This window comes from Enterobacter genomosp. O (assembly GCF_001022965.1).
GTDB classification, from domain to species: Bacteria; Pseudomonadota; Gammaproteobacteria; order Enterobacterales; family Enterobacteriaceae; genus Enterobacter; species Enterobacter cloacae_L.
Genome location: NZ_LECZ01000026.1, coordinates 1,016,047 through 1,039,109 on the forward strand (window position 1 = coordinate 1,016,047; position 23,063 = coordinate 1,039,109).

Here is a 23,063-nt window from a genome sequence, read left to right on the forward strand (position 1 = left end):
CCTGTAAAGGCCATTAGTCTAATCTTACATTAATCCTACTCTTAAGTTGGCCGAGGTATTCCCATCATATTCTTTTAGATATGAACCATAATGTCGAAATAACATTTCCGGACCTTTGTGCCCCATCTGTGTAGCTAGCCAGAATAGGTTTGCGCCTTGACTTATGTGCCGTGTGGCGAAGGTGTGTCGTGTCTGGTATGGGTTACGATATCTGATTCCTGCTTTACGTAGAGTAGGAACCCATGCTTTCTTCCTTATAGCATCTGCACTTGCCCAGGCTTTTCCCGTTTTGGGATCTACAAACACTGTCGCCTCCTTCATATACGAGAATGGCTTTTGGCTCGACAAGGCAAGCATCGCTTCGTTCGATAATTCGACCTTTCTAGTACCAGCCTTGGTTTTCGTTCCCTTGGTTATACCAGCTACACTGGCGCTTTGAACGTGAGCAGTTTTATGGATAAAATCGATATCCTTCCATCTAAGTGCGCATAGTTCAGAGCTACGCATTCCCGTATGAATCGCAAATCTGAATAAGTTTTCCCACTGCTTATTGCCAGCTGATGTTAAAAGGGCATTTACTTCAGCAGGGGTTAGTGGGTCAACAATGTAATCATTTTCTGTCTCAATCTCTTTGCTCCGGTATTGTGAAGCGGTGACCAGAGATACGGGGTTAATTTGTAAAACACCATCAATCAGATCGTTTGTGCGAATCAATATTCATTTATTGATCGTCCCTAACGATCAATTAGTTCATGGAGCGCCAAATGCTATATAACATCGGTACCATCGCCATTAACGGGAATACCGCAACCGGCACCGGCACAAACTGGACTGCTGTGGCCAGCCAGGTTCGCGCTGGCCAGACGATTATCCTCATGTCGAGCCCGGTTCAAATTTTCCAGATTTCAAGCGTGGACAGCTCCACCTCCATGACGGTTACACCTGCCGCCGCTCCGGCACTGAGTGGTCAGAAGTATGGAATCCTGGTGTCCGACAATATCTCTGTTGACGGGCTGGCACAGGCGATGTCGCAGCTCATCAAAGAGTATGACGAGAACATTGGCGCGTGGGAGACGTTCGCCACAACCTCAGCCAACCAGAACATTACCGTTACGATCAACGGCACCTCCGTAACTATCCCAAGCATCGGCAAACTGGCTCAGAAAGGTACCAATGGTGCTCTCCCGATTGACCAGGGCGGTACCGGGGCAACAACGGCAGAAGGCAGTCGCACAAACCTCGTCTTGGGAAAGAGCGCCACAAGGAACGTCGGAACGGCTGCCGGAACCGTGGCGGCCGGGGATGATTCGCGGTTGAATACTGTCGATAAAAAAACAGGGGGAAATGTTACCGGCAGTCTGATGGTAACTCAGGGCAATAGTATGGGAGTATCCACGCAGGAAGGTGGTGATAAGGCTGTTAAGCTATACAACATCACAGGGGATGGGACTGTAGGAAGTTATGTAAACGCTGTGGGAGGGGCTTGGTATAACGGGAACTGGTCTCCTGGCGGCGTTCGGGGAGTGGGACTAATTTAGACAGAGCGCAGTAAAATGTTAATAGCGGAACTGGTACGGCGGGTTCATTTTTATTTTACCCCGATGAGAGATTCAAATCATCTTCGTGTGGAGCTGATGGGGCTGGTTATGGTGGCTCATGGTCAGACATTAACACATGGCAAAGAAATATCTCTTTTTTCCGAGGTAACGTATCCGTTAATAATGATGCAGGGGTTATTCCTTTTGCCCGATGGCATAGTCAATGCAGTGGTGGATATTCTTCAACAGTAGGGCTTGGTTCTATAGCTACCGGGCCTAGTTCGTGGGCGGATGTAGCAATAACAACACTCGGGGATGGTGGTTCTGCCGGGCAACGCATATTTCAATTCACGACAGCAAACGGTGATATATACGCCAACGCTGGTGGAAATCTTTCCGGTAACTATATTTTCCAGAAGCAGCCTAACTGTGACATTACGCTGAAGCACGATATTAAATATGATGATGGTTATCAGTCATACGAGAATATCAGGAAATTCCTGCCAGCAACTTACGTCTACAACGATGACCCTCGTGAGAGAGTTCGCCGAGGTGTAATCGCTCAGGACGTCATGAAGATTGATAGGGAGTACGTAAAGCTGGTCCCTGCTGCGCCAAAGTTTGATAGCGAAGGAAACAGGGTTGATGCTGATGATACGTTGGCACTGGATAACAACGTCATCATGCTTGATACCGTGCTGGCATTGAACTACGTCATTAAACAGCTGGAGACAACACAGAAAGAGCTTCAGGAGCTTAAGCTAAAAATAGCGGAATCATGAAGTCTTAGCTTTCAGCCGCAGCCCGTGCAGGTACTCAACTGGCTTTGTCTCACCCAGGTCTGCTTACACTCTGCCATTATCGAAAAATTTACAAAAGAGATAATTCGAAACGAGAGAGAAACTTAGAAACGAAACGGCGAAGCTTTAAGCAGTGACGATAGGGCCTGTATCTTGAGGACACTGACAAATAAAACAACTGTATATAAAAACAGCATTTGAGGTGTGTGCAATGGAATTCATCAGGCCAACAGAACTGCGAGAAATTATCGCTCTCCCGCTTTTCAGTGACTTAGTTCAGTGTGGTTTCCCAAGCCCCGCAGTTGATTACGTTGAACAGCGTATCGATCTCAATGAGTTACTTGTCGCTCATCCGAGCTCCACCTATTTCGTCAAAGCCGCAGGTGATTCAATGATCGAAGCCGGGATCAGCGATGGTGATCTGCTGGTGGTGGACAGCTCGCGCACAGCTGAGCACGGTGACATTGTCATCGCCGCGGTGGAGGGGGAATTTACTGTTAAACGCCTGCAGCTACGCCCGACAGCCCAACTCATCCCAATGAACAGCGCCTAGCCCTATCATTGTAGGCAGCGAAGATACGCTGGACGTTTTCGGCGTCGTGACTTTCATCGTGAAATCGGCGAGCTGAATATGTTTGCGCTCTGTGATGTGAATTCGTTCTATGCATCATGTGAGACGGTGTTTCGGCCCGATTTGAGAGGCCGGCCAGTGGTTGTTCTTTCGAATAATGACGGCTGCGTCATCGCGCGCAGCGCCGAGGCCAAAGTGGCTGGAATTACCATGGGAGAGCCTTTCTTCAAACAAAAAGAGCTATTCCGGCGCGCTGGTGTTGTTTGCTTCAGCATTAACTACGAGCTGTACGCAGATATGTCGAATCGGGTAATGACGACGCTTGAGGAAATGAGTCCTCGTGTCGAAATTTACAGCATCGACGAAGCTTTTTGCGACCTGACGGGCGTTCGTAACTGTCGTGACCTTACCGAGTTCGGCAAAGAGATACGCGATACAGTTCTGAAGCGGACGCACCTAACAGTAGGGGTTGGCATCGCTCAGACAAAAACGCTCGCTAAGCTGGCTAATCACGCAGCGAAGAAGTGGCAGCGCCAGACTGGCGGAGTTGTTGATTTGTCCAATATCGATCGCCAGCGTCGGTTGTTGGCTATTGTGCCTGTGGAGGATGTATGGGGCGTCGGCAGGCGCATTAGCAAAAAGCTCAACGCAATGGGCATTAAAACAGCCCTCGACCTTTCGGAGCAGAGCACGTGGATTATCCGTAAACACTTTAACGTAGTACTCGAGCGAACGGTCCGGGAGTTGCGCGGCGAGCCTTGTCTTGATCTGGAAGAGTTTGCGCCGGCAAAGCAGGAAATTGTCTGCAGTCGGTCATTTGGCGAACGCGTCACCGAGTACGAACAGATGTGCCAGGCTATTTGCAGCTATGCGGCACGTGGCGCCGAAAAGCTTCGTGGTGAGCATCAGTATTGCCGCTTTATTTCTGCATTCGTGAAAACCTCTCCCTTTGCGCTTAACGAGCCGTATTACGGTAATAGCGCGTCAATGAAGCTTCTCACCCCAACACAAGATTCCCGAGACATCATTAACGCAGCTGTAAAGTGCCTGGACAAAATCTGGAAGGATGGCCACCGGTACCAGAAGGCAGGAATCATGCTTGGGGATTTTTTCAGCCAGGGGGTGGCCCAGCTCAACCTGTTCGATGAGACCGCGCCGCGGGCTGGTAGTGATAAACTGATGGAGGTTCTGGATCAACTCAATGCCAGGGACGGCAGAGGGACACTGTATTTCGCAGGGCAGGGCATTCAGCAGCAATGGCAGATGAAGCGTGAGATGCTGTCACCGCGATACACCACACGGATATCAGATGTTTTAAAGGTACAAATCCGTTAATTTTTTCTTTTTGTTCGGGTATAATTTAAAAATCTTCTATCTTATATTATCGGGAAAAAAATGAGTGAATCATTAAAGGATGAAAGTAATTCGATGCCTGGAGTTTCGGATTTGAATAAAGAGTTGAAGGATATTGGGGGCTCAAGTTGTGATGAATTAAAAAACGAAAATATATCTAAAGTTGAAAAGTTGGATGAGTCAATAGCACAAGCAAAACGCAAAAAAAAACTTGATGCGTATTTCATTTCAACATTAGTGATTTATAGCGGCGCTGGTTTTATTTATGCGAATATTGCAGGGGTTTCACTTTCATTTCTTTTCGGTTATTATTGGCCATCAATGCTTGGTGCATTAATGATGGTTCTTGGCGCTTATTATTTACTGAGAAGGACCGTTTCGCTTTCAAATAATTCCAAGAAAAAAGATTTCGTGGATGTTGATTATAAATATACGGAATTTACAAGCGATGGCAAAATTGACGGTAAATCATATGCTGATTTGAAAAAAATAACTACAGAATTAGCCGTGAAACTGAAAGGGGCCAAAAACAGAACGCAAGAAAAACGTGATAATGTAGAGAGCATCTTAAAGCAAACAATTACAACATTAGAGCAAAAAGCGAATGCCGCAGATGAAAAAGCTTCATTGTTACTTCAGCGAGGTGTATCGTACACCAAGTTCGGTATTGGTTATTACTTGCTATCTATATTGATTTGGCAGGCTATGTTTGTACACTATGGATTTAGGAAAGAGTACTTGTATGGGATATTATCTTGCTCTTTCTTATTTCTATTTATAGAGTTTTTAAGTGCTTGGTTTTTAAAGCAATACAAAAACTTCACTGATAATTCAGTCTATTTGCTTAAAATAAAATCTTTCTTTGATAGGTTTTTGATAGTCTATTCAATTGAATCAAAGGAAGGTGATAATGCAAGTGATATTAGAAATTCTTATGAAAAAACAATAGCGTTATTAAGTAAGGATTTGATATGGCCCGACGTGTCGGTTATTGAAAGTAAAGAGGCATCTTTTGCTAAAGACACAATTTCTAGCATTTCTGATTTGATAAATGCAGTAAACAAAAAAGAAGAAAAAGATAAAGAAAAGTCTAATTAGAATCATGATTGATAGGACCTATCAAATTTTGACTTTGATTTTTTGGATTACCAATGGCACGTGACACTGGCGTGCCATATAAACTTGTCGGCAGGCACTGCGCCGACGACAGCTATCTCTTCAGCTTCTTTCCCGCCTATATCCTCACGCATCCACTCGCGAGCCGCTTCCGGTGACAGAACCAGTGGCCGGCGATCGTGAATATCGACCAGACCTTTATCAGCTGCAGACGTCACGATGAGAAAACCTTTAGCATCGTCTCCACGCTCAAATGGTGTGCTGCCGATCGCTGCCATAAAGATGGGCTGACCGTCTGCCCGGTGAATGAAATATGGCTGCTTCTTGTCGACTTCCTTCTTCCACTAGAACCATCCATCAGCAAAGCAGATTGCCCGGCCATGCTGCCAGAGAGGCTTGAACATCCTGCTGGTGGCAGCCGTCTCGACGCGTGCGTTTATCAATGGTGCTTTATCCCACCACCCGGGCGCGTAAGACCACAGGACAGGATCAAGATGCAGTTTCTCGTCGCGTTCGCTCAGCAGCAGAACCTTAGTGCCGGGCGCGACGTTGTACCGTCCAATCGGCTCTGGGTCATATGCGATGTCACGATCGCCTTCGTCGACGAGATAAGCCAGATACTCTTCACGGGTTTGTGCTTGAGAAAAGCGTCCACACATAGAAACCTCCAGTCAAAGTTATAACTGAAAGTATAAGGCAGGGAGAAAAAACAGGTGCGCACCGAAACTTTATGATTTTGAAACAGGGTCATAATGAAGGAAGTCAGTGAGATGGTAAAGCGATGCATTGCGAAACTGGAAGGATCTACGCAAAGTTTCGAAAATAGTGTAAAGAGAAAATCTGACCCGGTAGTGGGTCCGGGGTTGCTGTGATGACATTAGGTTAATTCATTCATTTGTAAGCCACATATCAGACTCTTCAAACATTTCCTCCAGCATACGGTTCAACTTTTCACGGTCGCTTTTGCTGGCATCACTATTCAATCCGTTAGCCTGCATAGGTTTAACCTTCACTTCAGCATCAGGGAATATGAGATGAACTCACCTCGTTAGCTCAGCCAGAATAATTTCTCTGGCTCCATCCAAGCCTTGGACATTTCGCTTATCGTAAACCAACTCAACAAACATAACAGTCTCCTTAATCTGTTTAGAGGAGGTTATATTTTTCTGTAAAAATATACAGGATCAAGGCGAGTAAAACGATTTAAAGGATGGGATTTTTTCGTCCGATTGAACAGAAAGTACGGGCAATTATTCCCCAGTTTTTCCCCAATGTTTCCCCGTATAAAAATATCAATAAAAAAACCAGCCATAAGAGGCTGGTTTTCAATGTGTTTTTGGTCGGCACGAGAGGATTTGAACCTCCGACCCCCGACACCCCATGTCAGTTATGGTAGGTTGTAGTATTTTTTCAGAGCCGCGATTGCTAGCTGAGTTGCAGTAGCTATTCCTATTCCCAAAGTCCCATTAGCAGCTTTACTCGCAATATTGGCCAGCCATTTACTAACAGATTGACCATATTCCCCACGTTTGTTAGCTATTGGGCCATCTTCATCAATAGCAATTTCTAAATCGTCAACATCTGATTTAGAGAATCCCTGAGTTGAGAGATACTCTCTTAATGACTCAATGTCGTTTTTTACGACGTTGTTACTTACGGAGAATGAGTTTTCATTTCCGAAGTTTATGACGGTATTGTCGCCAAAGATTGAGTTATTGAACAATGAAGACGTATCGATATTTTTAAGTTTTTCTGTCATGTTTTTTTCGTCAGAAATTTCAGAAACTTGATCAGAAAGCTCAAGTATGAAATCAAGCAGACGTGATCTGACCTGAGTTAATATGGAAGTGAAGTTATGTAGTGCAATTTCTTTATAACAGCGTGTTAACTCATAGCCTTTATCGATACCTTTGCAATATTTAACCAACGCTAAATCCAAAGGAATTGGCTGCTGAAGAGTTTTGCTATCACCGGCGTTGGTTACCAAGTCTTCAATTTGACTGATAGAAATCCGGACTTCACTGGTTGTAGCGTCGTCATAGTCATCTTCACTTAGATAACCAATAGGTAACGGATAAGCACTGTAAAGACGAACGCTATTGTTCAGGTCTGCAAGAATTCTTGCGCCAACAATTCTATAATCGGGAAGGGTAACTGAATCAGGATAGCCATTAATTTCATGGTTTACCCATGCCGCAAGCTCCTTTTTCCCGATAGAGAAGAGCAGGATCTTCGTTTTTATGAGAGCATTAGTCGTGCCTTCATCACCAGAACTAAGAATCTGAATGATTTCTTGCAGTTGATTCATATGTCTTATCCCATAAAAAAGCCCGCGTTAGCGGGCTTCTGTGTAACTAAAGAGCCGCGGCTCCTTTGCGTATCCTTTTTTGTCTCATCACCGTCTGGTCGGTGTCCTGCCGAGACTGCTAACTTCCTGTTTTTGCTAGTGCTGTCCTAGCACTGTCCAATCATGATTGGTGGGCTGGCGGAGTCTGAATTGGTTGTGTAATTTATTGAATTAATTTGAATAACTGCTAGTTCAACTTTTCTTAGGGGCCTATTTGGGTGCCTAAAAGTTTTTTCTCCCTTTGATGAGAAAGAAGACGAGATAGGGACTGTGCGTGGTGATATCTAGTTGAGTCGTCACACTGAAAAACAGATTTGACCTGGTAACCATTTCTTGCGCAGCAAACGCGCCGCGCATATACGGTTTGGGCTTACCTTTTATCAAACGCTTAGACTACTATTCGCCTGCGAAATTTTTTGGATAAAAGCCATCATCACCAATGCAGCATCGAAAAATGCTTAATTAAAAATGCTCACGCCTGCATCCCCTTACCTCGTGCCAGGTTAATTCTTTCAACGCATTCCTTAAACGCTTTAAGTTGCTCCGTAGATAGTTCAGATTCATCAATTTTGACCAGAAGAGCGTTGAGAGAGCGTTCAATATCATTTTTAATTAACCGTAAGCAGATAACCTTAACCCAACGTGGAGAGAGCTTACTGAGGCCAATTGCTCTTGTGATTTGTAATTTCATGCGATGCCTCTCAACCGCCAGTGTGCCGGTTTTCAACCTCAGTTATAACACGCAATGGACAGGACTTCTGTTATTCCTTCGCCTAAAATTTAGCATGAAGCGCTTAGCTTGGGTGCAACCAGGATTTCATTAAACATCAAAATTAGTTTTGCATCATGACGCGCAAGCGCCACGTCATAACCAGAGTTACTAGTTCACCTCAAGGTAGTTTTTCATATTCTGACACAGGATGGGATATCTCCTTTGTGCCATAGTGGATGTTATTAATCTCATGCAGTATGGATTCACGAAAAATATACGTTAAATTTTGTCCTGATTGACACGGGATGAAAGCTCCTGATAGCTCTCTTTTCTCTCGCTGTAACGATCTGCAAGATAACCAGTTTGTCCCTTAAGCAGCACCGTGATTTTAAACAGCTCCTCGGCTACATCGACGATACGGTCATACCATGACGAAGGTTTCATTCGGCCGTTTTCGTCGAACTCTTGCCATGCCTTAGCAATGGAGGACTGGTTGGGGATAGTGAACATCCGCATCCATCGGCCCAGAATGCGCATTTGGTTCACCGCATTAAAGGACTGCGAACCACCGCAGACCTGCATCACTGCAAGTGTCTTGCCCTGCGAAGGACGAACCGCGCCTTCACTTAAGGGTATCCAGTCTATTTGCGCCTTCATCACCGCGCTCATCGTCCCATGCCGCTCAGGGGAACTCCACACCATCCCGTCACTCCATCTGACCAGGCCGCGTAGTTCGGTGACCTTAGGGTGCGTGTCTGGCGCATCATCAGGCAGGGGTAAACCAGAGGGGTTAAAGAATTCCACCTCCGCGCCCATTGCAGTCAGAAGACGACCGGCTTCCTCCGCGGCAAAGCGGCTGTAGGAGCGCTCTCTTACTGAGCCATACAGGATAAGAATCCGTGGTGGCGCTTGCAGGTTCAGGCGTTCAGCGATGTGTTGATCAAAGAATTCAATATTAAGGGCAGGAAATTGTTCCATTTTTCTCCTCCGGAGAGAGTAGATGATTTCAAATTTAACACATATGATTTATCATATATATATTCTAAAGGGAACGGAGTGAAAAATGCTACAACCTGTTCAGCTTTTCAAAATCCTGTCGGATGAAACTCGGCTCGCCATCGTCATGATTCTCCGGGAGTCAGGAGAACTGTGCGTTTGTGATATCTGCGCAGCCATTTCCGAATCACAACCCAAAGTCTCGCGACATATGGCTATCCTTCGTGAGGCCGGGCTGGTTCTGGACCGTCGTGAAGGCAAATGGATCCACTATCGTCTGTCACCCCACATACCGGCATGGGCAGCTGAGACAATCACGACGTCCTGGCAGTGTATGCGGGAGGATTTGTGTAAATGGCTAGATAAATCAGCCTGCATCTCCTGCTGAGAAAAGAAAACAAATTCACATAATCATATATAACGGAGTCTGAGATGCTTTTGGCGGGGAGTATATTTTTACTGACGTTGATACTGGTGATCTGGCAACCCGGAGGCCTGAGTATTGGCTGGAGTGCGAGTATCGGGGCTGTGCTGGCGCTGGTAACTGGAGTCATCCATATCGCTGATATTCCCGTTGTCTGGAATATCGTCTGGAACGCGACAGCGGCATTTATTGCGGTCATCATCATCAGCCTGCTGCTTGATGAGTCCGGCTTCTTTGAATGGGCCGCACTGCACGTCTCCCGCTGGGGTAACGGACGTGGCCGCCTTTTGTTTAGCTGGATAGTCTTGCTTGGGGCTGCTGTTGCTACACTGTTTGCCAATGACGGAGCCGCACTGATCCTGACGCCGATCGTAATTGCGATGCTGCTCGCACTGGGATTCAGTCAGGGCACGACACTGGCCTTTGTCATGGCCGCAGGATTTATTGCAGATACGGCTAGCCTGCCGCTCATTGTTTCTAACCTGGTGAATATCGTCTCGGCGGACTTTTTCGGTCTGGGCTTTACGCAGTATGCCTCCGTGATGATCCCCGTAGATGTGGCCGCGATTACGGCCACGCTGGTCATGCTGCATCTCTTCTTCCGCAGGGATATTCCGGTGACGTATGACGTTTCGCTGCTGAAGACGCCTGCCAGTGTGGTAAAGGATCCGGCAACGTTCAGGGCGGGCTGGATTGTCCTGTTTTTGCTGCTTGTCGGTTTCTTTGTTCTGGAACCTCTTGGGATCCCGATAAGTGCGATAGCCGCTACTGGCGCAGCAGTACTGTTCATAGTGGCGAAAAGAGGTCACGCCATCAACACAGGAAAAGTCCTGCGCGATGCACCATGGCAGATAGTTATTTTTTCACTGGGCATGTACCTGGTGGTCTATGGCCTGCGCAATGCAGGGCTCACGGAGTCTCTGTCTGACGTGCTAAACCTGCTGGCAGAAAAGGGGTTATGGGCAGCAACGTTCGGCACCGGCTTCCTGACCGCGTTCCTGTCGTCGGTAATGAATAACATGCCGACGGTGCTGATTGGTGCGCTGTCGATTGACGGAAGTACGGCGACAGGCGTCGTCAAAGAGGCAATGATTTATGCCAACGTGATTGGCTGCGATTTAGGCCCGAAAATCACTCCGATTGGCAGTCTGGCAACCCTGCTGTGGCTACATGTGCTGGCACAGAAAAACATGACCATCACCTGGGGATATTACTTCCGCACCGGCATAATCATGACCCTGCCCGTGCTTTTCGTCACTCTGGCTGTGCTGGCGTGGCGGCTCTCTGTCACCTTGTAGCGAGATATTGATATGAGCAATATTACCATCTATCACAACCCGGCCTGTGGCACCTCACGTAACACGCTGGAGATGATCCGCAACAGCGGCAACGAACCGACAATAATTTATTATCTCGATACTCCCCCGACCCGTGATGAGCTTATTAAACTTATTTCAGATATGGGGATTACAGTGCGCGCCTTGCTGCGTAAAAACGCTGAACCTTATGAACGCCTGGGTCTTGATGAAGAGAAATTTAGTGATGAGCAGTTGATTGATTTCATGCTTCAAGATCCAATCCTGATTAATCGGCCGGTAGTCGTTACGCCGCTCGGTACTCGTCTTTGCCGCCCTTCGGAAATAGTGCTGGATATTCTTCCGGAAGGTCAGAAAGGAGCGTTTACCAAAGAGGATGGCGAGAAGGTCATTGACGAAACGGGAAAGCGGGTTAGGTAATCTGTCCACTTCAAGATATCGGACGCCTGTTTAATCTACGAGGGCGTCCGCTTGCCGTTCACTAAAGACCTCCAGCCTACTAACCCCGTCCGCATTATGCTATGAGAGGAAAAACTGTGGTGTTGGCTGCATTACAACTGCGTAATGTCACCATTAATACCTTCTTTACCCAGTTTATAGCGCAACATAATCTCTTCATGAAACACCTTGTTGAAGCCGGTTACGAACCAGATGCTTCTCGACGATCCTCTAAGGATGGTTGTGGGCTATCCGTAAAAAGAGCCGGGTATGCCCGGCTCTTTTTTAGCTGATTTCGAAATCTTTTAATTCTCCACCTTCAGCAATCAGATTTGAGATCCGCTTCGGCATTCGCCCCTGACCTGACCATGTTTTTGACTCTCCAGTTTCGTCAGTATATCGATACTTCGCGGGGCGGGGGGAGCGCGTCCTTTTAGCCTTACCCGGAGAGCCAATAGCAGCTAAAAGTTCGGAGGGGTCGATACCCTCATCAAGCATCATCTGACGAAGTGTTTCCAGTTTATTGCGGCGCTGACTTTCATTTGCAAGACGTAATGTCTCTTCTTCTCGTCGTTCTATAAGAATAATTTTAAACTTTTCCAGAACATCTTCCAGTACATCTAATGACATTTCACGAGTCTGAGAACGTAAGGTACGGATATTGTTTAACTGTGTAAGAGCATCTGACATAAAGAGACCTTTTAAAGTTTTTTCGTTGTTCAGCAAATACCAATGTCGACGGTTGCTCATCAATCCGATTTTTCTTACTGAGCATTTTAATCCGATTGGTACATATTGTTATTAACGAGGTTTAGACTACTTATATAAATCTCTTATCGCAAGACAAAATTAAGAAGAATGTGCAAGAACTAAATTACAACTCCTACGAAATGTCCATGCATTTTTGAAGGTACTTAAAACTATGATGCCAGGAGTCATCCGGAGAGCCTTTTTATACCCTCATAACTTATTGCTTCAGTCACACCTGATGAGATTTAAAATGAGGAGAGACAGCGCCGCCACTTAGCAAGGTTTTCACAAATGGCAAGATGGCACGCAGGGGGGAGACACCTGCATTTTGTCAGAGGGTAGCGAATTACTCTCTCTTTATAGAGACGTTTCTAAAAAAGTGTAATGTAAAAAAAAAGCCTGCTGTTAGCAGGCCATAAATGCTTTTAACTCATTTTTTGTTCGATTCTGATAAATAGGATAAGCATGCAATTAAACGTGGAGCAGAGAGCATGACAAAAATTCTATAAATATTTCCTGGCCGCATCAAGTATCTCCTGTGACGTTAACTCCCTGTCAGTAGCCACGTAAACAATACCATGATCGCCAGTTAAGGAAGGAAAACCTGCAGACATAATCCGAAGATGTGTTTCTTCACCGTTTGGATATTCCTGCCTGATAGAGGATATACCTTCCAGAACGGTCATGACTTTACAGGATTCAGCATTAAAGAAAACAAGGACTTTAATCATATTCTATTACCCTGTTCTCTCGTGGATATTAACTGGCAGATGCCATTAAGGTCAAAGCCATTACGCACTTCTTATTTAACATGTGGTTAGCTTGTGCTTTTAGACTTTTTATGCAGTAGTACTGCACTTCATCACATCGCTTAGCATACTCATAATTTTGAAAAATATGCTGATCAGATATTAAGAATAAACGACTTTCATCTGATTTAAGTTATGGAACTGTCTACTCAGGAATAATCCTTCATCGTTATCGCAGGCCCACAATGATTTATTTATCGCAAAGTGTTACATTTGCAGCAGCAGGACCCTTGTCTCCGCGGTGAATGGCGAATTCAACTTTCTGACCTTCAAATAAAGTTTTAAAGTTGTCGCCATTAAGTGCAGACAAATGGACAAAGATATCTTTGCTGCCATCAAGAGGAGAGATGAAGCCAAAACCTTTGTCTTCGTTAAACCATTTAACCAAGCCCATAATTCTCGAGGTCATACTGACTCCGTTATACATGATTGTATTGATAGTAAACGTATAAGATTAAACGTATGGACTCAAAAGAGGGGATATCAACGATAGCGCCTGGTAATGAGAACTGCCCGGAAAATTTCTAACTTTCATTAGTACATCGAACTGATGGGATTCATTAAGACACAGGGAATCGATATAAGCAAATTATCTTTTAGCCGTCCAGAGGTCCTGCAGGGAAAATAAAAGTGGCTGAATGCCATTTTCAATGTATAGCCTTTACGTGTTTTCAATAAGGAATTGACTTGTCCTATAAAATGTCAGGAACTGTCAAAAGTTATGACATTCTTAGTGTTAAATGTCTCATCATCCCTTCTGATAGCCGAAAAGACGTTCTGCTTCACATTTCAGCCGTTAACTCTTGCTAATCAGAATTACTCATCCCTGGAAGCCGCATAGAGTCTTGCCGGATAAACGGTCTCAGGGGGCCTGTGGCTGCGAACATTTATCTTTCCTGATTTTCAGTATGTCAAAATAGATAGATTAAAACTTAACCACATGTGGTACGGTGAAGCTCATTCATTGAAAGGTTAATGGTTATGTCTGTTATCAATTACGCAATGAAATTCTTCAGCAGTGCGTCTACTGCCACTGCTGCCTGTCCTGTTTGTGGCTTAAAATCAGTACAACCGTTGTCAAAAATCCGGCTCAAGCAGACCATGCTTTGCCCCGGATGTAAGGCTCTGTTTATCTCCCGACGCTAGCTCGACCAAAATCGCAGAACAGAGCTCATGTCCTATACTTATGTTAGATTCCGGCAGCTGTTAAATCCCTGATGCCTGACGCCCATCCTGAGAGAACGTTTCTGAACTGATTTCGCAACTGCTCCTGCGCGCTAACGTCGCATCAGAGCAATGCTATGAAAATGATCCCCAGAGCGTGGTTTAACCGCTCCCGTATTCTGATGAATGCTGCCGAAAACATAACGTTTTCGGCGAACGATCCTGCCGGTGAAAGCTCGCCGCGGTCAGAACTCTTTTCGACCGTCCAGATGGAACGCTACGGCCAGAAGCTGGCGCGGACTCATAAAGTATCACCGGATAGGCATCCTTATTATCTTCTGAAACGGCTTGGCGACAATGAGGCCGTCATTACCCAAAACTGCTATGAGCTTAACGCGGGTAAAAAGACCAGTATCATGCCCGCCGGTGAATGGCTGCTGGACAATTATTATCTGATTGAGGAACAAATCCGCACTGTCCGCCAGCATCTGCCGAAAAGCTTTGGCAAAGGTCTTCCGTCGCTGGTATCGCCGTTGAATTGCCCACGAATTTATCATATTGCATCAGAGGCCATTGCTCACGGCGATGGCCGCTGGGATGCCGCCAGCCTGACCAGCTATCTCACTGCCTATCAACAGGTGACGCCGCTGACGCTGGGTGAAGTCTGGGCGTTACCGGGAATGCTGCGCCTGGCGCTGATTGAAAATCTTCGTCGTATCAGTATGGAAGTGATAAAAGCGCAGCAGGACAGAAACCTTGCTGATACGTGGATAACAAGGATTGTCGAATGCGCAGAGAGTGCGCCTGGTGATTTAATCATGGTGGTTGCCGATATGGCGCGCTCCCGACCTCCGTTAACCAGTGCGTTTGTCGCAGAGCTGGTGCGGCGCCTGCAGGGGCATGGCAACGCGCTGTCGTTACCTCTGACCTGGGTTGATCAGTGCCTTCGGGAACAGGGGATCACCACTGACGTTCTCATACATAGTTTCAATCAGCAGCTTGCCGCCAGCCAGCTGTCCGTCAGTAACAGCATCGCGGGCCTGCGTTTATTGAGTGAAACGGACTGGGCTGATTTCGCCGAAACGATAAGCGTTGTCGAACAGGCATTACGCAATGATCCTGCCGGCATCTATCCCCGGATGCACTTCAATACCCGGGATCATTACCGGCACGTAGTTGAGGTTCTGGCCAGAGACAGCGGTCTCAGCGAGCCTGAGGTTGCTGAGAAGGCGCTGGCGTTTTCAGAGGAAAAAGCGCCCGATACACCGGAGCATCATGTTGGTTATTATCTTGCGGGCGAAGGTCGACAGGCGCTGGATATTCATCTCCTGGCAGACACTTCAGGGCTCATACGCTTGCGGCACAGTTTCAACAGAATAACCCTGCTGTCATGGCTTGGAAGCCTGGCGTTGCTGACAACCGCAGCGACCGCAGCAATATTGCACGAAACCGCCATGCAGGGCGCAGACTGGCTATTGATCGCGGTGATATTACCTCTGATTATCGCATTAACTCAGTTAATGAGCGATTTGCTCAGTGATGCAACCACCCGTTTTCGCGTTCCTCGACCCTTGCCGGGGATGGATTTTTCAGCCGGTATTCCCGCTGACAGTGCCACCATGTTAGTCATTCCCTGCATGTTGACCAGCCACGAAAGTTTCAGCCAGCTCCTCACCAGTCTTGAAGTCTGCTGGTTGGGGAATGAAAACGAAAATCTCAGGTTCGCGCTGCTCACCGATTTTGCTGATTCTGAAAATGAACCCTCACCGGAAAGTCACGCGCTGCTCAGACAGGCTATCGCCGATACGCAGGCGCTTAATCGCCGCTACCCCTCCGGCCGACCACGTTTTTATCTGTTACATCGCCAGCCTGAATGGAACCCCTCGGAAGGAGCGTGGATGGGCTATGAACGCAAGCGGGGAAAACTGGCGTTACTGAACAGCTGGTTGCGCCATCCCGGAACGCAATTCGTCAGCGTTGCAGAGATGCCTGCCCACCTTTTACCGGGTCACATAAAATACGTCATTACCCTGGACTGCGATACGGTGCTCCCGCGCGATACGGCACACAAACTCGTCGCGACGATGGCGCATCCGCTGAATACGCCTGAGTATGATCCGGTACGCCAGAGGGTTGTCAAAGGATTCGGTATTTTACAGCCCGGTCTTGCGGAGGAGATACCACGCAACGGTCAGGGGCGTTACGCAGCCCTGCGCAGCAGCGTACCGGGCAATAACCCTTATTCGATGATGTCTTCGGATATTTATCAGGATCTCTTTGGGGAAGGCTCGTTTGTGGGCAAAGGGATTTACGATGTTGATATTTTTATGCAGGCCACTACCAACATCTGCCCGGAAAATCTGGTACTCAGCCACGATCTGCTTGAAGGATGCTATGCACGTTCGGGTCTGCTGAGCGAGGTGTTACTGTACGAACAGTACCCTAATAATTATCTGTCGGATGTTGCACGACGTTCACGCTGGATCCGGGGTGACTGGCAACTGCTTAACTGGCTAAAACCACGCGTCAGAAAAGCCGATGGAACCCGGGTCAGGAATCCGCTGACCGCGCTTTCTTACTGGAAATTACTCGATAATCTACGTCGCAGTCTGGTCGCCCCCTCCTTACTGGTATTGCTGTTCTTCACTCTGCTTTGGGTACCCAATCCGGTTTACTGGCTGGGCATACTGTTGCTGATATGGCTGTTGCCAGCCATCCTCTGCATCAGCCACGACCTTCTGCATAAACCTCTGCGTCGCCGCGTGAAGCCGCATCTGTTACTGGTGGGGGCGGGCGCACTAAAGCGTCTGTCAGGTATCAGCCTTAATTTTGCGATACTGCCGCACGAAGCCGGATATTCGCTGAAAGCGATCGCCGTGACGCTATGGCGACTGGGGATAAGCAGGCGTCATCTCAGCCAGTGGGTAAGCCACAGTCAGGACAGCGATCGGGCCAGACCCGCTGTTGCACGTTTTTATCAGGCGATGTGGCTGAACGTTGCCGGTGGCGTGGCGCTGACAATACTGACCGGACAATTTGCCCCCCAGCTGCTGTGGATTGCGTTACCGATCGGTTTGGTATGGTGTGTGGCACCGCTGCTGATGAGCTGGCTGAGTCGCCAGCCCGTGCGTAAGGTTTTTTCGCCTAATCAGGAACAAAAACAGCTGTTACGCCAGACAAGCCGTGAAATCTGGGCTTTTTTTGAAACATTTGCCACAGCAAAAGAGAACTGGCTTCCGCCTGATAATTATCAGGAAATACCACAACCGACGGTGGCACACCGAACTTCTCCTACCAATATTGGTCTTTCACTTATGGCTAACCTGACGGCATGGGACTTTGGCTACCTGCCTGGCGGAGAGGTGCTCCGGCGCGTGTCGCTCACGCTCGACACGCTGGATAAAATGGAGCACTACCGGGGCCATCTCTACAACTGGTATGACACCCGTACGCTGGTCCCCCTAAGTCCACGCTATATCTCCAGCGTCGACAGCGGCAATATGGCCGGGCATTTATTGACCCTGCGTGCAGGCCTGTCCGCCATGCGTCATCAGCCTGTTTTAAGCAACCAACAGATACTGGCAGGACTGAACGATACGCTGGATATTCTGGAAAAACAGTGGGGTAAGAACCCACCTGACAGCCTGAGACTGCTGCGCAAGCATTGCCTGAACGCGGTGTCGCTCTCTCCGCAGGCGCTTTTCAGCGAACTGAAAAGCATGCGCACCCAGTGCAACCATCTGACCAGCGCATGTCATCAGGGATCTCCTCTTCAGATGCGCTGGGCTGGACATCTGGAGCATCAACTGGTTCAGCTTTGCCATGAGTGGTCTCTGTTGCTTGGCTGGTTGCCTGCATCCTGGAATGAACAGACGCTGCCGACGCTGAGCGAGCTTGCCCGTCCGACATTAACCGGTACAGGAACGCCTCCGGCGTCAGTGGCGGAGCAGGCCCGAATGCGACTCAATATTATCACCGAGCTGGAACAGCGGCTGGATGAGCATGCCCGGATGGATTTCGCCTTTCTGTACAGTGAAGCAACCAGTCTGCTCAGCGTCGGTTATAACTGTGACACCAATATGCCTGACAAGAGCCACTACGATCTCCTGCCGTCTGAAATCCGCCTGACCAGTTTTCTTGCCATTGCGACTAATCAGCTGCCTCTTAAAAGCTGGTACGCGCTGGGTCGATTGTTTACCACGATTGATAATGAAACTGCCCTGATGTCATGGAGCGGATCCATGTTTGAATATCTGATGCCGAATCTGGTGATGCCCACCTGGCCCGGCAGCCTGCTCGATGAAATGAGTCAGTCGGCGGTTATGCGCCAGATTCACTGGGGGAAAGAACGCGGGGTACCATGGGGTGTTTCAGAGTCCGGCTATCATGCTTTTGATGTTCAGCATAATTATCAGTATCAGGCATTTGGCGTACCGGGGCTCGGTCTGCGCAGGGGACTTGCCGATGACATGGTTGTTGCTCCTTACGCCACGCTGCTGGCGCTGATGGTTTCCCCACAGAGAGCCTGTGAGAACCTGTTCAGGCTGCAAAAAAATGGTGCACGCGGAGAATACGGTTTTTATGAAGCGCTGGACTATACCCCCTCACGTCTTGCAACCGGTCAGCTCTATGCGGTGGTACAGTCCTGGATGGCGCATCACCAGGGTATGGCATTTCAGGCGCTGGCTCATGTGCTGCTTGACGCCCCCATGACTGAACGCTTTATGTCCAGCACGGTATTCCGGTCAGCGAGTCTGCTGTTACAGGAGCGCGTGCCGGATGCGGTCGATCTGTACAGTCCGCGCCGTCATTTTGAATCTCATGAGGGCATGGTCAAACCCGTCCGCTATGAACCCCGTATTTTCTATAGCGTGGATACTCCCGCCCCGGATATTCAACTGCTGTCCAACGGCCATTATCATCTGATGTTGACCGCGGGGGGCGGTGGTTACAGTCGCTGGAATGATATTGCACTAACGCGCTGGCGCAGTGATACCACCCGTGATAACTGGGGAGCATTCTGCTACATCCGCGATACCCAGACGGGAGATGTGTGGAGCAATACCTGGCAACCGACAGGCTACACCAGCGGACAAGACGAGGAAGTGTTGTTCACCGATGCGGGGGCAGAATTCAGACGCAGCTTCGGGGGACTCAGCGTCAAAACTCAGGTGGTGATCTCTCCGGAGGATGATGTTGAATTGCGACGGCTCACACTGATTCATCGTGGTCGCAAGCCTCGCTCTCTGGAGCTGACAACCTATGCTGAAGTGGTACTGGCACCTGATGCCAGCGATCTGGCACACCCGGCATTCAGCAATTTGTTTATTCAGACTGAGCTGGCTCCTGAGCGTGACGCTATTCTTTGCCACCGGCGCCCGCGCTCACCGGATGAACCGGGCCCTTGCCTGTTTCACATGATGGTGGTGCATGGCGATAACCGACATAACGTGTCGTTTGAAACGGACAGGGCAAGATTTATTGGACGTGGCAGAAACCCTGCGAATGCCCAGGCAATAGAGACGGGAGGGATGCTAGGCAACACGTCGGGCTCGGTGCTGGATCCGATACTGGCAATTCGCAACGCCATCATTCTGCAGCCGGGGCAGCCGGTTACGATTGATATCATTTATGGCATCAGCGAGACCCGTCAGCAGAGCCTGGCGTTGCTGGAGAAATATCGCGATTACCCTATCGCCGATCGCGTCTTTGAACTGGCCTGGTCTCACAGTCTGGTGGTATTGCGCCAGATGAACGCCAGTGAAGATGATGCCACGTTGTTCAATTGTCTCGCCAGCGCTGTGCTTTACCCTGTCCAGGAGCTGCGCGCCGAAGGACAGGCGATCGGCCGCAACCGGCGTGGCCAGTCCGGACTGTGGGGCTGGGCAATTTCAGGGGATCTGCCGATAGTGCTGCTGAGTATAACCAGCGAGGAAAGTATCACCTCAGTGACCACACTGATTCAGGCACACCGTTACTGGAGACAGAAAGGGCTGAATGTTGATTTGGTTATCCTGAATAACAGCCCCGGCGGCTACCAGCAGGGATTACAAAATCAGATTATGGAGTTAATTTATGCCGGGTCTGAAGCCAGTCTGCTGGATAAAAAGGGCGGGCTTTTTGTCCGCAACGGTGAGCATCTCTCTGCTGAGGATAAGTTGCTTTTGATGAGCGTGGCCTGTCTTTATCTTGATGACCGCGCAGGGGGTATTATTGAGCAGCTTAATCAGCGTATTCATACCCTGAAATCGCCGGCAAGGGCATTCATTCCGCGTGCTGTGCGCGAGCGTAATCAACATACGGACTGGAGCCCTGATACCAGTCAGTTATGCCATTTCAATGGGTACGGTGGATTTTCTCAGGATGGGCGGGAGTATCAGATCGTCCTTCGGGAAAATGCGCTTACACCGGCTCCCTGGTCGAACATACTGGCAAATTCCCGTTTTGGCAGCGTGATCTCAGAGGCAGGGCAGGCCTATACCTGGTATGAGAATGCCCATGAATACCGGTTGACACCGTGGGAGAACGATCCGGTGAGCGATCGCAGCGGCGAGGCATTTTACCTGCGCGATGAAGAGAGTGGGGAGTGCTGGTCGCCGACGGCTTTACCTGTTCGCGGACACGGTGATTACCTGACACGCCATGGTTTTGGCTACAGCGTTTTTGCCCATCGTGAGAGTGGTATAGACAGCGAGTTGACGGTCCTGGTTGCCGAAGCGGATCCGGTTAAACTGGTGCTCCTGACACTCAGTAACTCTTCGGGACGGACACGTCAACTTTCCGTCACAGGCTATGTAGAGTGGACGCTCGGAGAAACACGAACGCGCTCAGCCCCTCACATTGTGACACATGTGGCCAGAACGCCCGGGGGCTGCGGGGTGCTTGCGAATAACTTTTATGGTGATAATGGTGGCGGCCGAACTGCATTTTTTGCCGTCAGCGGTAATGACTGTTCTCTGACAGGGGACCGCCGGGAGTTTATTGGTCGTAATGGTTCCCTTCACGCCCCTTCGGCCATGAAACTGCAAAAGCTTTCTGGTAAGACGGGGGCCGGTCTGGATCCCTGCGGAGCGGTGCAATCGGCGGTTACATTAATTGACGGGGACCAGAGGACGTTTATTTTTATCCTCGGCACAGAGGAGAATGATGTTTGTGCTCAGGAGACGCTGGCCCGCTACATGAACGAGGATACGGTCCGCCAGGAGCTGAACCGGATTCATAATCACTGGCACAATGTTCTCGATAAAATCGTAGTTAACACCCCCGACACGTCCGTAAATTTACTGGTTAATGGCTGGCTGTTGTATCAGACGGTCGCCTGCCGTCTTATGGCCCGGAGTGGCTACTATCAGTCTGGCGGTGCATTTGGTTTTCGCGATCAGCTGCAGGATACGCTGGCTCTGAGCCACGCTGCTCCGGACCGGATGCGTGAACAGATAATACTCTGTGCATCACGGCAGTTTATCGAGGGGGATGTGCAACACTGGTGGCACCCGCCACACGGCAACGGTGTGCGTACCCGCTGTTCCGATGACTATCTTTGGCTGCCGCTTGCTGTTTGCCACTATGTTGAAACGACGGGGGATATGGATGCACTGGAAATACGCATTCCTTATCTGGAGGGACGCTCGCTTCAGCCTGGTGAAGAGTCTGTCTATGACACGCCGGTCATCAGCGGCACCGAAGAGACACTCTGGTTACACTGCGTCAAAGCTATTCACTATGGACTTCGCTTCGGGGAGCATGGCCTGCCGCTGATGGGGGCTGGTGACTGGAATGACGGGATGAACCGGGTGGGTATCGAAGGCAAAGGTGAAAGCGTCTGGCTGGGCTTCTTCCTGTACGACATTTTGCAGCGGTTTGCAGCGCTGGCGGAGCGCAGGCTGGATGAAAGCGTCGCCGCGATGTGCCGTTCACAGGCTCTGCGCCTGCAAAGTAATCTCGAAGCCCACGCCTGGGATGGGGAATGGTACCGGCGCGGGTATTTTGACGATGGTACTCCTCTGGGATCGAAAACCTCACAGGACTGCCGGATTGATGCGATTGCGCAGAGCTGGTCTGTATTGTCCGGCGCCGCGAGCCCGGGACGGTGCGCAAAGGCCATGCAGGCGCTGGATAAGCACCTTGTGGATAACGAAGGAGGGCTGATCAAACTGTTAACGCCTCCTTTCGACGGACACGGCCCAAATCCGGGCTACATACAGGGGTACCTGCCCGGTGTGCGGGAAAACGGAGGGCAGTATACGCATGGCGCCATCTGGGCAGTGATGGCCTTTGCCCGAATGGGGAATGCCGAACGAGCCTGGCAACTCTGGTCAATGCTCAACCCTGTAAATCATACCCTGAATGCGGACTCTGTCGGGATTTATAAAGCTGAGCCTTATGTCATGAGTGCTGATGTCTACAGCGTCGCTCCCCATACCGGACGTGCAGGGTGGAGCTGGTATACCGGTTCCGCAGGCTGGGCCTGGCGTTTACTTACCGAGGAATTACTGGGGATAAAACGTTCCGGCACTGACTTTAGTGTTCATGCCGGGTTACCGGATGAGTGGTCGTCTTTTTCTATGGCATATCAATATGGTGAAAGCCATTATCAGATTAGTGTTTCACGCGGCGATGCAGAATATTGCGTGACGCTGGATGGTGTTCTCCTCCCTGATGACAGAATACCGCTGAAGGATGATGGACAAAACCATACGGTTGAGATCATTCAGAACAGACACTGATCC

General features: G+C 48.9%; 15 protein-coding genes and 5 pseudogenes. 11 read left to right on the forward strand and 9 right to left on the reverse strand.

The window, feature by feature from the left end; translation table 11 throughout:
* Positions 1-24 precede the first annotated feature (24 nt).
* A pseudogene (locus ABR39_RS18590) lies at positions 25-690 on the reverse strand (site-specific integrase); the annotation flags it as partial.
* Positions 691-764: 74 nt separating this feature from the next.
* Between ABR39_RS18590 and ABR39_RS18595 the strand changes: the two are divergent.
* The 5 genes and pseudogenes from ABR39_RS18595 (at position 765) to ABR39_RS24355 (ending at position 5,360) form a co-directional block, all read left to right on the forward strand.
* Positions 765-1,538, forward strand: coding sequence for a hypothetical protein (locus ABR39_RS18595; protein WP_240477083.1), 774 nt, complete (start codon positions 765-767; stop codon positions 1,536-1,538).
* A gap of 440 nt (positions 1,539-1,978) precedes the next feature.
* A complete protein-coding gene (locus ABR39_RS26400) occupies positions 1,979-2,320 on the forward strand; it encodes a tail fiber domain-containing protein (RefSeq protein ID WP_430748979.1) in 342 nt (113 codons plus the stop codon).
* A 229-nt stretch (positions 2,321-2,549) separates the two neighbouring features.
* Positions 2,550-2,967: pseudogene (locus ABR39_RS18605) on the forward strand (translesion error-prone DNA polymerase V autoproteolytic subunit).
* A gap of 2 nt (positions 2,968-2,969) precedes the next feature.
* Positions 2,970-4,244, forward strand: coding sequence for a Y-family DNA polymerase (locus ABR39_RS18610; RefSeq protein WP_047348123.1), 1,275 nt, complete (start codon positions 2,970-2,972; stop codon positions 4,242-4,244).
* A 60-nt stretch (positions 4,245-4,304) separates the two neighbouring features.
* A complete protein-coding gene (locus tag ABR39_RS24355; RefSeq protein WP_131701712.1) occupies positions 4,305-5,360 on the forward strand; it encodes a hypothetical protein in 1,056 nt (351 codons plus the stop codon).
* Here the strand turns inward: ABR39_RS24355 and ABR39_RS18620 are convergent.
* The 5 genes and pseudogenes from ABR39_RS18620 to arsH form a co-directional block, all read right to left on the reverse strand.
* Positions 5,353-6,037, reverse strand: a pseudogene (locus ABR39_RS18620) (SOS response-associated peptidase). The gene ABR39_RS24355 and the pseudogene ABR39_RS18620 overlap by 8 nt on opposite strands.
* Positions 6,038-6,265: 228 nt before the next feature.
* Positions 6,266-6,505: pseudogene (locus ABR39_RS25075) on the reverse strand (DinI family protein).
* A 260-nt stretch (positions 6,506-6,765) separates the two neighbouring features.
* Positions 6,766-7,686, reverse strand: a complete 921-nt coding sequence (locus ABR39_RS18630; RefSeq protein WP_047348124.1) for a hypothetical protein — start codon at positions 7,684-7,686, stop codon at positions 6,766-6,768.
* Between the two features lie 511 nt (positions 7,687-8,197).
* Positions 8,198-8,416, reverse strand: coding sequence for a hypothetical protein (locus ABR39_RS18635; RefSeq protein ID WP_010434242.1), 219 nt, complete (start codon positions 8,414-8,416; stop codon positions 8,198-8,200).
* Positions 8,417-8,716: 300 nt separating this feature from the next.
* On the reverse strand, positions 8,717-9,415 hold the full coding sequence (gene arsH, locus ABR39_RS18640) for an arsenical resistance protein ArsH (protein ID WP_047057997.1): 699 nt from the start codon (positions 9,413-9,415) through the stop codon (positions 8,717-8,719).
* 85 nt (positions 9,416-9,500) lie between these two features.
* Between arsH and ABR39_RS18645 the strand changes: the two genes are divergently transcribed.
* Genes ABR39_RS18645 through arsC form a run of 3 tightly spaced genes read left to right on the forward strand, consistent with a single transcriptional unit; the run spans position 9,501 to position 11,593 of the window.
* Positions 9,501-9,821: a metalloregulator ArsR/SmtB family transcription factor gene (locus tag ABR39_RS18645; RefSeq protein WP_047057998.1), complete on the forward strand. Its 321-nt coding sequence runs from the start codon at positions 9,501-9,503 to the stop codon at positions 9,819-9,821.
* A gap of 44 nt (positions 9,822-9,865) precedes the next feature.
* Positions 9,866-11,155, forward strand: coding sequence for an arsenic transporter (locus ABR39_RS18650; RefSeq protein WP_047057999.1), 1,290 nt, complete (start codon positions 9,866-9,868; stop codon positions 11,153-11,155).
* Between the two features lie 12 nt (positions 11,156-11,167).
* Positions 11,168-11,593 (forward strand): glutaredoxin-dependent arsenate reductase, encoded by a 426-nt coding sequence (gene arsC / locus ABR39_RS18655; RefSeq protein WP_024274588.1) that lies wholly within the window; start codon positions 11,168-11,170, stop codon positions 11,591-11,593.
* 303 nt (positions 11,594-11,896) lie between these two features.
* Here arsC and ABR39_RS18660 read toward each other — a convergent pair whose 3' ends face one another.
* The 3 genes from ABR39_RS18660 to ABR39_RS18670 all read right to left on the reverse strand — a co-directional run bounded on the left by ABR39_RS18660 (position 11,897) and on the right by ABR39_RS18670 (position 13,579).
* Positions 11,897-12,301 (reverse strand): H-NS family nucleoid-associated regulatory protein, encoded by a 405-nt coding sequence (locus ABR39_RS18660; protein ID WP_167337203.1) that lies wholly within the window; start codon positions 12,299-12,301, stop codon positions 11,897-11,899.
* Positions 12,302-12,864: 563 nt separating this feature from the next.
* Positions 12,865-13,092 (reverse strand): hypothetical protein, encoded by a 228-nt coding sequence (locus ABR39_RS18665; RefSeq protein WP_010434226.1) that lies wholly within the window; start codon positions 13,090-13,092, stop codon positions 12,865-12,867.
* Between the two features lie 268 nt (positions 13,093-13,360).
* Complete coding sequence (locus ABR39_RS18670) at positions 13,361-13,579, reverse strand: cold shock domain-containing protein (RefSeq protein WP_012543040.1); 219 nt, start codon at positions 13,577-13,579, stop codon at positions 13,361-13,363.
* Between the two features lie 278 nt (positions 13,580-13,857).
* On the opposite strand from ABR39_RS18670, the pseudogene ABR39_RS26245 reads away from it, so the two are divergent.
* The 3 genes and pseudogenes from ABR39_RS26245 (at position 13,858) to ABR39_RS18675 (ending at position 23,060) form a co-directional block, all read left to right on the forward strand.
* A pseudogene (locus ABR39_RS26245) lies at positions 13,858-14,070 on the forward strand (cold shock domain-containing protein).
* An 81-nt stretch (positions 14,071-14,151) separates the two neighbouring features.
* Positions 14,152-14,316, forward strand: coding sequence for a YnfU family zinc-binding protein (locus ABR39_RS26250; RefSeq protein ID WP_224246999.1), 165 nt, complete (start codon positions 14,152-14,154; stop codon positions 14,314-14,316).
* Positions 14,317-14,471: 155 nt separating this feature from the next.
* Positions 14,472-23,060 carry a GH36-type glycosyl hydrolase domain-containing protein gene (locus ABR39_RS18675; protein ID WP_047348126.1) on the forward strand — a complete coding sequence of 2,863 codons (8,589 nt, stop codon included), beginning with the start codon at positions 14,472-14,474 and terminating at the stop codon, positions 23,058-23,060.
* Positions 23,061-23,063: the final 3 nt, after the last annotated feature.

What these genes read in the sequence shown, in the direction of transcription:
- ABR39_RS24355 (WP_131701712.1), top strand. Translation starts at nt 4,305, where the DNA reads ATGAGTGAATCATTAAAGGATGAAAGTAATTCGATGCCTGGAGTTTCG.
- ABR39_RS18630 (WP_047348124.1), bottom strand. Translation starts at nt 7,686, where the DNA reads ATGAATCAACTGCAAGAAATCATTCAGATTCTTAGTTCTGGTGATGAA.
- ABR39_RS18645 (WP_047057998.1), top strand. Translation starts at nt 9,501, where the DNA reads ATGCTACAACCTGTTCAGCTTTTCAAAATCCTGTCGGATGAAACTCGG.
- ABR39_RS18650 (WP_047057999.1), top strand. Translation starts at nt 9,866, where the DNA reads ATGCTTTTGGCGGGGAGTATATTTTTACTGACGTTGATACTGGTGATC.
- ABR39_RS26250 (WP_224246999.1), top strand. Translation starts at nt 14,152, where the DNA reads ATGTCTGTTATCAATTACGCAATGAAATTCTTCAGCAGTGCGTCTACT.
- ABR39_RS18610 (WP_047348123.1), top strand. Translation starts at nt 2,970, where the DNA reads ATGTTTGCGCTCTGTGATGTGAATTCGTTCTATGCATCATGTGAGACG.
- arsC (WP_024274588.1), top strand. Translation starts at nt 11,168, where the DNA reads ATGAGCAATATTACCATCTATCACAACCCGGCCTGTGGCACCTCACGT.
- ABR39_RS18635 (WP_010434242.1), bottom strand. Translation starts at nt 8,416, where the DNA reads ATGAAATTACAAATCACAAGAGCAATTGGCCTCAGTAAGCTCTCTCCA.
- ABR39_RS18595 (WP_240477083.1), top strand. Translation starts at nt 765, where the DNA reads ATGCTATATAACATCGGTACCATCGCCATTAACGGGAATACCGCAACC.
- ABR39_RS18660 (WP_167337203.1), bottom strand. Translation starts at nt 12,301, where the DNA reads ATGTCAGATGCTCTTACACAGTTAAACAATATCCGTACCTTACGTTCT.
- arsH (WP_047057997.1), bottom strand. Translation starts at nt 9,415, where the DNA reads ATGGAACAATTTCCTGCCCTTAATATTGAATTCTTTGATCAACACATC.
- ABR39_RS18670 (WP_012543040.1), bottom strand. Translation starts at nt 13,579, where the DNA reads ATGACCTCGAGAATTATGGGCTTGGTTAAATGGTTTAACGAAGACAAA.
- ABR39_RS18675 (WP_047348126.1), top strand. Translation starts at nt 14,472, where the DNA reads ATGAAAATGATCCCCAGAGCGTGGTTTAACCGCTCCCGTATTCTGATG.
- ABR39_RS18665 (WP_010434226.1), bottom strand. Translation starts at nt 13,092, where the DNA reads ATGATTAAAGTCCTTGTTTTCTTTAATGCTGAATCCTGTAAAGTCATG.